The 13,393-nt window shown below is 67.0% G+C and carries 13 protein-coding genes; 7 read left to right on the top strand and 6 right to left on the bottom strand.

The window, feature by feature from the left end:
* Window positions 1-42: 42 nt before the first annotated feature.
* The 5 genes from ABD866_RS05140 to ABD866_RS05120 form a co-directional block, all read right to left on the bottom strand.
* Window positions 43-1,299: an ABC transporter permease gene (locus tag ABD866_RS05140; protein ID WP_345061819.1), complete on the bottom strand. Its 1,257-nt coding sequence runs from the start codon at window positions 1,297-1,299 to the stop codon at window positions 43-45.
* A complete protein-coding gene (locus tag ABD866_RS05135) occupies window positions 1,296-1,955 on the bottom strand; it encodes an ABC transporter ATP-binding protein (protein WP_345061817.1) in 660 nt (219 codons plus the stop codon). Before ABD866_RS05135 ends, ABD866_RS05140 begins: the two co-directional genes overlap by 4 nt.
* A complete protein-coding gene (locus ABD866_RS05130; protein WP_345061816.1) occupies window positions 1,952-2,431 on the bottom strand; it encodes a Fur family transcriptional regulator in 480 nt (159 codons plus the stop codon). Before ABD866_RS05130 ends, ABD866_RS05135 begins: the two co-directional genes overlap by 4 nt.
* Before the next feature lie 141 nt (window positions 2,432-2,572).
* Complete coding sequence (gene msrA, locus ABD866_RS05125) at window positions 2,573-3,142, bottom strand: peptide-methionine (S)-S-oxide reductase MsrA (protein WP_345061814.1); 570 nt, start codon at window positions 3,140-3,142, stop codon at window positions 2,573-2,575.
* Between the two features lie 149 nt (window positions 3,143-3,291).
* Complete coding sequence (locus ABD866_RS05120; RefSeq protein ID WP_345061812.1) at window positions 3,292-4,377, bottom strand: TerC family protein; 1,086 nt, start codon at window positions 4,375-4,377, stop codon at window positions 3,292-3,294.
* A 250-nt stretch (window positions 4,378-4,627) separates the two neighbouring features.
* Between ABD866_RS05120 and ABD866_RS05115 the strand changes: the two genes are divergently transcribed.
* Window positions 4,628-5,518 (top strand): LysR family transcriptional regulator, encoded by an 891-nt coding sequence (locus tag ABD866_RS05115; protein ID WP_345061810.1) that lies wholly within the window; start codon window positions 4,628-4,630, stop codon window positions 5,516-5,518.
* Window positions 5,519-5,633: 115 nt separating this feature from the next.
* On the top strand, window positions 5,634-5,993 hold the full coding sequence (locus tag ABD866_RS05110) for an HPF/RaiA family ribosome-associated protein (protein ID WP_345061808.1): 360 nt from the start codon (window positions 5,634-5,636) through the stop codon (window positions 5,991-5,993).
* Window positions 5,994-6,243: 250 nt separating this feature from the next.
* On the opposite strand, the gene ABD866_RS05105 is transcribed toward ABD866_RS05110, so the two are convergent.
* Window positions 6,244-6,471 carry a hypothetical protein gene (locus tag ABD866_RS05105; RefSeq protein ID WP_345061806.1) on the bottom strand — a complete coding sequence of 76 codons (228 nt, stop codon included), beginning with the start codon at window positions 6,469-6,471 and terminating at the stop codon, window positions 6,244-6,246.
* A 262-nt stretch (window positions 6,472-6,733) separates the two neighbouring features.
* Here ABD866_RS05105 and ABD866_RS05100 point away from each other — a divergent pair, with 262 nt between their 5' ends.
* From ABD866_RS05100 to ABD866_RS05080, 5 genes are all read left to right on the top strand, one after another.
* Complete coding sequence (locus tag ABD866_RS05100; protein WP_345061804.1) at window positions 6,734-7,120, top strand: hypothetical protein; 387 nt, start codon at window positions 6,734-6,736, stop codon at window positions 7,118-7,120.
* Between the two features lie 297 nt (window positions 7,121-7,417).
* Window positions 7,418-8,086: a TetR/AcrR family transcriptional regulator gene (locus tag ABD866_RS05095; protein ID WP_345061802.1), complete on the top strand. Its 669-nt coding sequence runs from the start codon at window positions 7,418-7,420 to the stop codon at window positions 8,084-8,086.
* A gap of 168 nt (window positions 8,087-8,254) precedes the next feature.
* Window positions 8,255-9,436: an efflux RND transporter periplasmic adaptor subunit gene (locus ABD866_RS05090; protein WP_345061800.1), complete on the top strand. Its 1,182-nt coding sequence runs from the start codon at window positions 8,255-8,257 to the stop codon at window positions 9,434-9,436.
* Between the two features lie 6 nt (window positions 9,437-9,442).
* Window positions 9,443-12,649, top strand: a complete 3,207-nt coding sequence (locus ABD866_RS05085; protein ID WP_345061798.1) for an efflux RND transporter permease subunit — start codon at window positions 9,443-9,445, stop codon at window positions 12,647-12,649.
* Window positions 12,650-12,673: 24 nt separating this feature from the next.
* Window positions 12,674-13,384 carry a protein-L-isoaspartate O-methyltransferase family protein gene (locus ABD866_RS05080; protein WP_345061796.1) on the top strand — a complete coding sequence of 237 codons (711 nt, stop codon included), beginning with the start codon at window positions 12,674-12,676 and terminating at the stop codon, window positions 13,382-13,384.
* The last annotated feature ends 9 nt before the right edge of the window (window positions 13,385-13,393 follow it).

Here is a 13,393-nt window from a genome sequence, read left to right as displayed (position 1 = left end):
GAAGGCTCCTCGAAATAAAGGGTTAGAAAAGGAAGCGGAACGTCAGGGGGCGCCCAGCAGGTCGCCCACGTCGGTGCGATAGGCCTGCAGGGCTGGCAGCAGGGCTGCCACCACCGCCACGCCTGTGGCCATCAGTGGCACTGCCGCTTGTTCGGGCACCCAGGCCCAGCCAGTCACCGTCAGCAAGCCCTGAGCGGCCAAGACCTGGCCCAGCACTTCGGTCAAGGCATGCCCCAGCAGCAGGCCAAAGCCGGAAGACAGCACCGCCAGCCACAGCGCCTCGGCCAGCAACAGTCCGGCGATGCGGGTGGGCGGAGCGCCCAGCATCCGCAGCAGGGCCAGGTCCGCCCTCCGCTCGCGCACTGCGTTCCACAGAGCGATGAACACGCTGAGCGCAGCCACTGCCAGCAGAACGACCCCAAAGGCCCGCAACACATCGGCCCCGACGCCCAGCAAACGGAGCAATCGCGTGACCTCCAGCGCAGGCGCGGCGGCCTGCATCTCGGTCTGGCTGTTGATCTGCCGGGGCAGACTCACGGCCGCCATGGGCGTGCGGTAGCGCACCAGCGCCACCGTGACTTCCCGCTCGGCGCGCAGCAGGGCCAGGTCTTCGGCATCGGTGGCCATGTGGGTTTCGTGCACCGCCCACACCGATTCGGTGGACGTGAGGATCAGCCGATCCAGCGCACAACCACAGGGCGCCAGCACCCCGGTGACGGTGTAGGGATGGTCGCCGTGTGCATGCCCGCCACCGCCCAGCCCGTGGGTGCCGATGAAGGTGGCCCCCACCAGCGAGGTGCCGGCTGGCAAGTCGGGCCGCTGCAGGCCACGCGCTGCCGCCGCGCCCAGCACGGCCTGCAGCGGCTGCTGCCAGCTCTGGCCTTGCGCAAACTGCGCGCCATACAGCGCCAGGTAGTCGGGCGTGGTGCCCACGATACGAAAGCCCTGGTAGCTGTCGCCCAGGCTCAGCGGAATCACCTGCGCCACCATGGGGTGCTGGGCCAGGGCTTCCACTTCGCGCAGCGGAATGTTGCCCGTGGGCACATCGATATGGAACACACCCGACAGGATGAGCTGGAGCGGGCTGCCCTTGGCACCGACCACGAGGTCGATGCCCTGCAGGTCGCGCTCGAACGCGCGGTCAAGCTGGGTGGACACGAGCAGCACCAGCGTCACCGCCGCCAGCCCGAGCGACAGCATGAGCCAGTTCAGCACAGCCGTCAGCGGCCGGGCCCACAGGTACTGCCAGGCCAGCCGGGCCAGCGCCGCAGCGCGACCCAAAGAGCTCTGCCCGTTCATACCGCTGCCCCTTGGACCGTAGGCAACACCAAGGTGGCTGCCGACGGCAGCGCCGTGGCCACGCGGGTGTCGTGCGTGGCAATCACCAGGCTCGCTCCTGCCAGCGATGCGCTGCGCTCCAGCAAGGCCAGGGTGTCCTGCGCCGCCGCGTCGTCGAGGCTAGCCGTTGGTTCGTCTGCCACGAGCAGCGAGGGGCCCAGCAGCACGGCGCGCGCTACGGCCACCCGCTGCGCCTGCCCGCCCGACAGTTGGTGCGGCAAGCGTGTGCCCAGCGCGGCTACGCCCAGCGCATCCAGCGTGCGATGAATGGCCGCGTTGTCACGCGGCCGGCCGGCTGCTAGGTAGGCCAGTGCCAGGTTGTCGGCCACGGTGAGAGCGGCGCTCAGATGCAGCCGTTGCGGCACGATGCCTACGGTGGCTGCGCGCCAGCGGTCGAGCGCCGCGCCGCGCAGTGCCGCAAGGTCCTGCCCGGCCACAGTGATCTGCCCCGCCTGCGGCGTGCGCAGACCGGCCACCAGGGCCAGCCAGGTCGATTTGCCCGAGCCCGACGGTCCGCGCAGCAGCAGCGTCTGGCCCATGGACAGATCCACGTCGGGAAACCGCAGCGGTACCGAACGCCCCGCGTGGGCATAGGCAAGACCACGGGTGCGGATCATGCAGCGCCCTCCCCGCTCGCCGCAGCGCTGCAATCCGGGCAACAGCCGCGCACTGCCACATCCAGGTCATGCAGGCCCGCCGCAGCGGCGGCCTCGCGCAGGGCGGCGATGGCAGGCTGCAGTGCGCTCGTACCGGCCAGCGCAAATTGGCGGCTGCAATTGCGGCATTCCAGTCGCGGCGGCGGCTCTTGCGGCACCGTCGCTCGGCGGCCGTAGCGGCTGATGCGGGCTGCGTCCACATGCCGCTGCAGCGCACCTGCTGCGACCAGCCGGTCCAGCAGGCGGTACACCGTGACGCGGTTCACCGGCTCACCCGCGCGCTCTAGCGCTGCCTGCACCTCGGCGGGCGACAGGGCCGCAGTACTGCGCGTGTCAAACAGCGCCAGAACGGCCCGGGTGGCGCGCGTACTGCGCAGCCCAGGCGGAAGCCCTGCGACGCGGGCCGTGTGGGGAACAGAGGTTCGGGGTCGGGTCATGCCGTGGCCAAGCCATTCCGCACAGACTTGCGGAGCGGCTTATTGCAAACGGGTTGCATTATGCAGGTGCGTGGCCCGTTCAGGGTCAATACCCCCGGCCTGCGGGGGCTAGCGCCGCCCAGAGCGCTGAGCGGACTGCCGTCAGGCCCCAGGCTTGAGATAGCGGGCGAACGTCTGCCGGAACTTCTGTACCTTGGGACCCACCACAAACGCGCAGTAGCCCTGGTGGGGGTGCTGGGCGAAGTAGTCCTGGTGGTAGTCCTCGGCTGGCCAGTAATTGGTAAGGGGCAGCACTTCAGTGACGATGGGCCCCCCCCACAGACGCTGGTCTTCCATCTCCCGAATCAGCGCCTGGGCCACTTCGGCATGGGCCGGATCGGTGTAGTAGATGCCGCTGCGGTACTGCGGCCCCGCATCATTGCCCTGGCGGTTGAGTGTGGTCGGATCGTGCGTGGCGAAAAAAATCTCCAGCAGCTCGCGCACGCCGACCATGGCCGGGTCGAACTGCAGGCGCACCACCTCGGCATGGCCCGTGCGACCAGTGCAGACCTGCTCGTAGGTCGGCTGCACCACCGGACCGTTGCAGTACCCGCTTTCGACATCGGTGACACCCTGCACGCGATCAAACACCGCCTCGGTGCACCAGAAGCAGCCACCGCCCAGGGTGATGGTGGCGGTAGATCGGGACGTCGGGGGAGCGGCTGTGGTCATGGCGTGGGCACCTGCACAAAAAGGAGCGGCCGAAGCGGTGCAACGGCCTGAAACAACGGGCCGGGCTGCAGCCAGTGACCGCAACCCGGACCCGAGGCTATCACCGCCGCAACACCTGCAAGCGGCTTGCGGGCATTGCGGCGGGCGGCTCAGCGGCCTGCGCGGGGCTTGCCTGTGGCAGGCGCATCCAGCGCAGGGCTGACTGCACCTTGGCGCGTCTTCCACAGCGAGAACAGCACGCCACCTGCCAGCAGGGCACCGGTCACACCCAGGCTGATGGAGGCCGGCACCTTGCCGTCGAACAGCCAGTCGCCCAGGAAGATCTTGGCACCGATGAAGATCAGCACGATCGACAGCGCGTACTTCAGGTAGTGGAAGCGGTGCACCACGGCCGCCAGCGCGAAGTACAGCGCGCGCAGACCCAGAATGGCGAAGATGTTGCTGGTGTACACGATGAACGGGTCGGGCGTGATTGCGAAGATCGCGGGAACCGAGTCGATGGCAAACACCAGATCGGCCACTTCCACCAGGATCAGGCACAGCAAGAGCGGCGTGGCGAACAGCGCGAGCTTGCCAGTCTTGGGGTTGGTCTGGCGCACCAGGAAGGCCTGGCCGTGCAGGTTATCGGTGACGCGCAGGCGCTTTTTCAGGAAGCGCAGCACCGGGTTGTTGGCGATGTCGGGCTCCTGGTCGACCATGAGCAGCATCTTCACGCCGGTGGCCAGCAGGATGAGGCCGAACACGTACATGATCCAGGAGAACTCCATCACCAGTGCAGCGCCCAGACCGATCATGATGGCGCGCAGCACGATCACGCCCAGAATGCCCCAGAACAGCACACGGTGCTGGTATTCGCGCGGCACGGCAAAGTACGTGAAGATCAGCGAGATGATGAACACGTTGTCCATCGCCAGCGTCTTTTCGACCAGGTAGCCGGTCATGTAGAGGCTGACAGCCGTCCAGGCCCGTTCGCTGGCCGTTGCCGCCCCGGCAATTTGTGGATCGATGGCGCTTGAGCCGCCATGGACGTAGTAGATCCAGTACACCGCGCCAGCCCAGGCCAGGCCCAGGCCGATGTACAGCGCCGACATCTTGAGGCTTTCTGAGACACCGATTTCGTGCGAGTCGCGGTGCAGCACGCCGAGATCGAACGCCAGAATGGCCAGCACCGCGCCGATAAACGTGAGCCAGATCCAGACGGGCATGCCCAGCCAGAGGGTATTGAAGAGTTCCATGATGCGTGGTTGTGAAGTAAGGGTTCAGGAGCCGACAGCCGCGGGGTAGGCTTGCGGCCCGCGAGGTGGCGGGAACTTCCGCGCTGGTGCGGTGTGCGCAGGACAATGCTGCATCGGGGGTGCCTCCTTCGGGGGTGTGGTGTACGCGATGCCGCAGCATACGAAGCGCCCCCCAGCCCTACGAAGCAGCGCTACAGTGAGCGCAACTTCGGTTGCACCGAAGTCGGCCGCACAGAAAGGTTTTTGTTCGATGTCCACACTCAACTACCGCCACCTCTACTACTTCTGGGTTGTTGCCAAAGAGGGCGGCTTTGCACGCGCGGCCGAGCGGCTGGACATGGCCATCCAGACCATCAGCGTGCAGGTGCGGGCGCTGGAGCAGGACCTGGGCCTGCAACTGCTCAAGCCGGCGGGTCGCGGCGTGACAGTGACAGACGCCGGTCAGGCCGTGCTGCGCCGGGCCGAAGAAATCTTCCAGCTCGGTGAGCTGATCCCGGAAGAAGCCCAGGCGGCGGCCACGGGCCAGGTGGCGCGGCTGGCCGTGGGCATGTCGGACGGTCTGTCGAAGCTCGCAGCCCATGCGCTGCTGAGCCCGGTGCTGGACACCCCCTCGCTCAAGCTGTTGTGCCATGAGGGCGAGGTCGAAGAACTGCTGGCCGAGCTGGCTCTGCACCGGTTGGACCTGGTGCTGGCCTGTCAGGCCCCGCCGCAGAACTCCAGCCTGCGCCTGAGCAGTGAGCGCATTGCCGAGTCGCCCATCCACTGGTACGGCCCCGAATCCCTGGTACAGCCCGAGCGGATTGACGATTTCCCGCGCTGCCTGGGCCAACTACCCCTCCTGCTGCCCACCGCCCATGCGGCCTTGCGCGGACGCATCGACCGCTGGTTCGAGGCGCACCGCATCGTGCCGCGCGTGGTGGGCGAATTTGAAGACAGCGCCCTGCTGAGCCTGTTTTCGGCGCAGGGCCTGGGAGTGTTTCCGGTGTCGGCCATGGGCAGCGCCGACGTAGCCGCCGTGCGCGGCCTGCGCCTGCTGGGCGCGAGCGACGATCTGCGCGAGGAAATCTTTGCCATTCGCTCGCGCCGCGGGCTGCACCATCCGCTGGTGCAGCGCATTCTCGCGGCCGCACAGGGGCGCTGACCGGCCTGGCGGCCCACACTTCGAAGAAAGCGAAGTGCAACGTCCGGTCGGAGGTCTGGCAACCAGCACCGTCTGGCGGCACCCTGCGGGTTCCTTCTACCCTCAGGAGTCTGTGATGCAACTGATGTTCAAGTCCCGCGTCCGCGACGCCCAGCCTCTGCGCCCCTGGGCGCTGGCCCGCGTGTCCTTTGTGCTGCGCCGCCTGGCCTGGCGGGCGCAAACGGCCACCGTCCGTCTGGAAGACGTTGATGGCCCGCGGCATGGTCTGGACAAGCGCTGCAGCGTCGCCATCCAGAGCGGCGACACCCCGCCCGTGCTGGTGTCGGCCACGGCGCGCGACTGGACCACGGCCCTGAACATCGCGCTCGCCCGGGCCGCGCAGACCTGGAAGCGCCTGTTGCAGCGCCAGCGCGACAGCCGACGCCGGGCTCGGAGCTTCGCGCGCGGCCAGGCCACCGCCCTGCCCCGCGCATGATCTACCGCCCGCCCCGGGTGATTTCGGGGCGGGCTCCGGGCCACGCGTCCCGCAGGGGAGCCTGCATGAGCCCGATGCGCAGGCCCCGAGACACGCCGCGCCAGCGCCAAAAGCCCGACGCCAACGTCAGGGTTCCGACCGCGCCCATCGAGTGGTGTCCGGCCGCTCGTGCAGACCAACCCCCGACAGGCGCACCGCCGACGGTGGCGGTCCAAAGGAACCGCCACTTGGCGGGAACAACGCTTACTGGTCAGTACAGTGCGCGACGACGTTCCACCTTGCGCTCGCGTGTGGCACCGTCGTAGCGCACCGGCACCAGCACAGGCGACCGACGCAAGCCCTGCAAAGGACGTGGCAGCCGTTGCGCGAGCCAATGGCGCAACTGGTAGGCCACGCGATCCAGCAGAGCGTGCAGGCTGGAGGCCAGACCCGCCGTGCGGCCACGCGGCGACAGAGAACGGAACAAGCGATTGAGCATGACAAACCTCCTGTGGTGAATGGCCCCCACTATCCAATCGCAGCCACGGTTTGCCCATCAGGGTGTGTATGAGCGCTGCTTCGCTTCGGTCGAAGTTGAGATAAATAATGTTTAAGTTCGTCTGAGCCGAAGCTTTCGTCACGCAAGGCCTGCTGTTGTGCGCGGTGGTCCTTGGGTAGTCTCCTGCCACCGAATGCACCGCCGCCCAATGCCTGGGCTGTCATGCGGTGTCTGTTGAACCCTGATGAAAGGAGCTTGCACCATGAAATGGATCATCTGGACGGTGGGCGCGCTGCTGGCTGCGCTCTGGACCGGAACTCTGGCCGTGGTGGCGTTGCTGGTGGGCTGGACCAGCAAGGTCCTGCAAGGCAGTGGCGGAAGCATCCCCAGCACCTTGCCGACGCTGGAGTTGCCGGCTTGGCTCGCCCTGTGGATCGATCTTCCCGCATGGCAGGCGGCGCAAGAGCAGGCGTTGCAGATGCTGGCCTCGATACAGCAGTGGCTACCGGCCCTTGGTACCGCAACGGGTTGGTTGGAGCCGGTGGTGTGGACGATCTGGGGCCTGGGCATGGTGCTGCTGCTGGTGGCCGCGGGCGCGTCGCATTGGTTGTGGGGACGCCTAAGCCCGGCCACACCACGCACCAGCTGAGCGGCCTGCTGGCGACACTGCGCAGACATCTCCATCCTTTTTGGCTGTTCGTGCTTACCAAATAAGCACGAGCAGCTATTGTTTTTATAGTACCTGCCTCCTCTGCGGAATCGTGCCTTCGCCAGGCATGCTGCGCAGCAAACGCGCAATGGTTCGCCGCCAATCGATGTCGAAGGCGCGCGGCGCGTGCGCTGCACAGGCCCGCCGTAGCTCAAACGGCTCGGCGATTGACGCCCTGCGGGTGGATTGCTACATTACTAACCAGTCAGTCAGTAATACGCACTCCGCTCCCCCCGCATGTCGCCGACTTCCAGTTCCTCCCCCGCCAAACGCGAAAGACGCAAGGAAGCGCGTCCGGGCGAGTTGCTGGAAGCTGCGCTGGACCTGTTCGTCGAAAAAGGCTTTGCGGCGACGCGGGTGGACGAGGTCGCGGCGCGTGCCGGGGTGTCCAAGGGCACGCTGTTTCTGTACTTTCCCAGCAAGGAAGAGCTGTTCAAGGCCGTGGTGCGCGAGAACATCGCCGGTCGCTTCATCGAATGGAACAGCGAAGTCGAAACCTTTGAAGGCAGCACCGCCGAACTGCTGCACTACTGCTACCGCGTGTGGTGGGAACGTGTGGGCAGCACCAAGGCCTCGGGCATCACCAAGCTGATGCTCAGCGAGGCGCAGAATTTCCCGGAGATCACGCAGTTCTATCAGCAGGAAGTCATCCTGCCGGGGCAGCAACTCATTCGCCGCATCCTGCAGCGCGGTATCGACCGGGGCGAGTTTCGCGCGGTGCCGCTCGACTACGCCATCTACGTGGTACTGGCCCCAATGATGTTCCTCATGATGTGGAAGCACTCCCTGGGGGCCTGCGCGCAGGGCGCACTCGACATCGACCCCGACCGTTATCTCGCCACCCAGGCCGACGTCATCGCTTACGGCCTGGCCACCCGCCCTGGCAGCACCGGGCTGAGCGCTTAGGCAGTCCACACTCCGCCCCGCCCCATGCCACTCCCACAGCAGGCCCATCGCGCTCAACGCACACAGACATGGCGTGGCAGCTCAGGCCTGTACAGCCCACTCAGACGCGCGCTTTGCTGCATGGCCAAGCCCTGACCCAACACCCCTTCCCCTGCCCGCCTCCCTCCTATGAAACGCTGGATTCCCTGGACACTGGCTGCGCTGGTCGTGGCACTGATCGCGGTGGGCGTGGCCCGTGCGCTGGCCGCGCGGCAGGCGCAGCAACAGGCCACGGCCCAGGCCATGCAGCGCGAAGCGCCAGCCTTGCTGGTGCAGGCATCCGAATGGCTGCAGGCCGAACGCCGCAGCCTGACGCTTGGGGTGGCGGTCTCGGGCACCGTGCGGGCTGTTGATACCGCGGTGGTCAAGGCGCGCGTGGCCGGAGAGTTGCAGGGCCTTGTGGTGCGCGAGGGCGACACCGTCAGCGCGGGCCAGGTGCTCGCACGCATCGATCCGACCGAATCGCAGGCGCGCCTGCGGCAAGCCGCCCAGCAGGCCGACGCAGCGCGCGCACAAATCGACATTCAGCAACGGCTGTACGACAACAACCGTGCGCTGGTGTCGCAGGGCTTCATTTCTTCGACGGCCTTGGCCACGTCGCAGGCGAATCTGGACGCCGCGCGCGCCAGCTACGAGGCCGCGGCCGCGGCCGCCGATGTGGCCCGCAAGGCGCTGCAAGACACACAACTGCGCAGCCCGATCGCCGGGCAAGTGTCGCAACGCTTTGCCCAGCCCGGCGAGCGCCTGCCTGTGGACGGTCGCGTGCTGGAGGTGGTGGACCTGGCGCGCCTCGAGGTGGAAGGCATGGTCGCGCCGGGCGATTCAGTGGCGCTGCGCGTTGGACAGACAGCGCTGCTGCAGGTCGAGGGCACCGGGCTGTCGGTACCGGCGCGCGTGGTGCGCATCGGCCCCAGCGCACAGACCGGCAACCGCAATGTACCGGTGTACCTGCGGCTTGACGTTTCGTCGCCCGATACGGCCACGCTGCGCCCTGGTCTGTTTCTGACAGGACGCATCGCCACCGGCACGCAGGAGGCGACCGTGCTGCCCCTGGACGCCGTGCGCACCGATCAGCCCACGCCCTATGTGCAGGCCGTGCGCAACGACCGCGTGGTGCACCTGCCTGTGCGCGTGGGTCTGCGCTCTTCCGAGGGCGGCACCACCTGGGTGGCGGTGGAAGGCCTGGATGCCGGGCAACGCGTGCTGGCCGGCCGTCTGGGCGCCCTGCGGGAAGGCACGCGTGTCGAAGCCGCTGCGGCTCCGACGGCAGCGGCCGCCGCCTCCACCGCCGCGACGGGCGCCTCGCGCTGATTTGCCATGTGGTTCACCCGCGTCAGCCTCCAGAACCCCGTCTTCGCGACGATGGTGATGCTCGCCTTCGTGGTGCTCGGGGCCTTTTCCCTGCAGCGCCTGAAGGTGGACCAGTTCCCCAACATCGACTTTCCGGTGGTGGTGGTCACGGTGGACTACCCCGGCGCATCGCCCGAAATCGTGGAGAGCGAGGTCACCAAAAAGATCGAGGAAGGCGTGAACTCGATCGCGGGCATCAACGCCCTCACCTCGCGCAGCTACGAAGGCACGGCGGTGGTGATCATCGAGTTCCAGCTGCACATCGACGGCCGCAAAGCCGCTGAAGACGTGCGCGAGAAAGTGGCCACCGTGCGCCCGAGCCTGCGCACCGAGGTCAAGGAGCCGCGCGTGCTGCGCTTTGACCCGGCCAGCCGCGCGGTGTGGTCGCTCGCGGTGCTGCCGGACAGCGCGGCGGCATCTCCGCCAAGCGCGGTGGAACTCACCACCTGGGCCGAACAGACCCTCAAGAAGCGCCTCGAAAACGTGCGCGGCGTGGGCGCTGTGAACCTGGTCGGGGCCACCCGGCGCGAAATCAACCTTTACCTGAATCCACAGGCCCTGGAAGCCTATGGCGTCACGCCCGATCAGGTGGTCACGGCTGTGCGCGGCGAGAACCAGGACCTGCCGGTGGGCACCCTCAAGACCGTCGGCCAGGAACGCGTGGTGCAGATCGACGCGCGCATGGAGCGCCCGGAGGACTTCGGCCAGATCATCGTGGCACGCCGCGGCGGGGTGCCGGTGCGCCTGTCGCAGGTGGCGCGCGTGCAGGACGGCGCTCAGGAGGTCGAGAGCCTGGCGCTCTACAACGGCGAACGCACGCTGTTGCTGACGGTGCAGAAGTCGCAGGGCGAAAACACCATCGAAGTGGTGGACGGACTCAACGCCGCAGTGGCCGAACTGCGGCGCGACCTGCCCGCGGGCGTGCGGCTCGAACCGATCGGTGACACCTCACGCCCCATCCGCGTGGCGGTGAACAACGTGCGCCAGACGCTCATCGAAGGCGCGGTGCTCACGGTGCTGATCGTGTTCCTGTTCCTCAATTCGTGGCGCTCCACGGTCATCACGGGTCTCACGCTGCCGATTGCGCTGGTGGGCACGTTCCTGTTCATGTACTGGTTCGGCTTCACCATCAACATGATCACCCTCATGGCACTGTCGCTGTGCGTGGGTTTGTTGATTGACGATGCCATCGTGGTGCGCGAGAACATCGTACGGCACGTGCAGATGGGCAAGTCGGCCTATGCGGCGTCGCTGGACGGCACGCAGGAGATCGGGCTGGCCGTGCTGGCCACCACGCTGTCCATCGTCGCGGTGTTCCTGCCTATTGGTTTCATGGGCGGAATCATCGGCAAGTTCTTCCACGAATTCGGCATCACCATCGTGGCGGCAGTGCTGATCTCGATGTTCGTGAGCTTCACGCTCGATCCCATGCTGTCGTCGGTCTGGCACGACCCCAGCATCCACGCCCACGGGAACAACGCCGGTGCGCCCCGCACGCTGTACGACAAGACCCTCGGACGCGTGACGCATGCCTTTGACCGCGCCACCGAAGCGATGGCCGAGGGGTATCAGCGCATCCTGCGCTGGTCGCTGGTGCACAAGCTCACCACACTGGCCCTGGCCCTGGCAGTGTTCGTGGCCAGTATCGTGATGGTTCCACTGCTCGGTACCGAATTCGTGCCCAAGGCCGACTTTTCTGAGACCTCGGTCAACTTCTACACCCCGGTCGGTTCGTCCCTGGAAGCCACCGAAGCCAAGGCGCGCCAGGTGGAACAGGTGCTGCGCAGCCTGCCCGAGGTGCGCTACACACTGACCACCATCAACACCGGCAATGCCCAGGGCAAGATGTACGCCAGCGTCTATGTGCGCCTGGTGGACCGCCACCAGCGCGAGCGCAGCGTGGACCAGATGTCCACGGTGCTGCGCGAGCAGCTGTCGCGGATTGCAGGCATCACCGTCACGCACGTAGGCCTGCTCGACCCGGTGGGCGGGCAAAAGCAGATCGAGTTTTCGCTGCAGGGGCCTGATCTGAAAGAGCTCGAACGCCTGACCCGGGCCGTGACCGAACAGATCCGCAGCATTCCGGGCCTTGTGGACCTGGACACCAGCCTCAAGCCAGACAAACCCGTGATCGCCGTCGAGGTACGGCGCGACGCGGCGTCCGACCTGGGCCTGGGTGTGGCGCAAATGGCCAGCAGTCTGCGCACCCTGGTGGCCGGCCAGACGGTGGGCAACTGGCGCGCCCCCGACGACCAGACCTACGACGTGAATGTGCGCCTTGCGCCCGAGGCCCGCACCACGCCCGAAGACCTACAGCGCCTGCCCTTCACCGTGACGGCGCCCGACGGCACACAGCGGCTGGTGCGCCTGGGCCAAGTGGCGCAGGTCAGCGAATCGACCGGCGCGAACCAGATCAACCGCCGCGACCTCACCCGCGAAGTGGCCGTGAATGCCAACGTGTCGCAGCGCTCGGCGGGCGAAGTCTCGGCCGACATCCGCCGCGCGCTGGAGCAGGTCGCGTTTCCGCCCGGCTACCGCTACCAGTTCGGCGGCTCCACCAAGAACATGGCGGAATCGTTTGGCTACGCCATTTCGGCCCTGGTGCTGGCGATTGTGTTCATCTACATGATCCTGGCGAGCCAGTTCAAGAGCTTCCTGCAGCCCCTGGCGCTCATGACCAGCCTGCCGCTCACGCTGATCGGGGTGGTGCTGGCGCTGCTCATGTTCCGCTCCACCCTGTCCATGTTCTCCATCATCGGGGTGGTGATGCTCATGGGCCTGGTGACCAAGAACGCCATCCTGCTGGTGGACTTCGCCATCCGGGCCCGCGCGCCACACACCAACGATGCAGGGGAGGCAGTGGCAGGGCTGCCGCGCGAAGACGCTCTGCTGCTGGCTGCCCGGGTGCGTCTGCGCCCCATCCTCATGACCACGCTGGCCATGATTTTTGGCATGGTGCCGCTGGCGTTTGCGCTGTCCGAGGGTTCTGAGCAACGCGCGCCCATGGGCCAGGCCGTGATCGGCGGCGTCATCACCTCGTCGCTGCTCACGCTGGTGGTGGTGCCGGTGGTGTATTGCTACATGGACGACCTGGCGCGCTGGATGCGCCGCCGCTTTGGCGCGTCACCCGCCGAAAACACAGGCGCGGCCCCTAAAATCGAGGGTTTGTCCTGACCCGCCCCCTGCTGGAGACCATCCATGAACCTGCCGCTCAACACCTCTGCGAACCCGGCCGACCCGATTGCGAATGCCCGCTACAACATGATCGAGCAGCAGATCCGGCCCTGGAACGTGCTCGACCCCCAGGTGCTCGATCTGCTGGCCGTGGTGCGCCGCGAGGACTTTGTGCCCGCAGCCTACCGCAGCATGGCCTTCATGGACATCGAGGTGCCGCTGGCTGGCGAGCCCGAGCAGGCACTGCGCGACGGTCGCTGCATGCTGGCGCCCCGGCTGGAGGCACGCATGCTGCAGGACCTGCAGGTGCGCCCCACCGACCGGGTGCTCGAAATCGGCGCAGGATCGGGCTACATGGCCGCATTGCTAGGCCACTGCGCGCAGAGCGTCACCACGCTGGAGATCGACCCCACACTGGCCGACATGGCCCGCCAGAACCTGCAGAACGCCGGACTGGCGAACGTGAGTGTGCGGGTGGCCGACGGCGCACAAGACCCGCTGGTGGAGGGTCCGTTCGATGTGATCGTGCTCAGCGGTTCGGTGGCCGAGCTGCCCTCGGCCCTGCTGGGCCAGTTGCGCGACGGTGGGCGTCTGGGTGCCATCGTGGGCCACGACCCGGTGATGCGATTCACGATCGTGCGCCGCACGGGAGACCGCTACGAAAGCACCGCCCCCTGGGACACCACGGCACCGCGCCTGCAGCATTTCCCGGAGCCTTCGGGCTTCTCGTTCTGATCCAGGAAG

It is taken from the genome of Acidovorax lacteus, assembly GCF_039540375.1.
GTDB classification, from domain to species: Bacteria; Pseudomonadota; Gammaproteobacteria; order Burkholderiales; family Burkholderiaceae_C; genus Acidovorax_G; species Acidovorax_G lacteus.
This window is presented reverse-complemented; position numbering and strand designations above follow the sequence as displayed.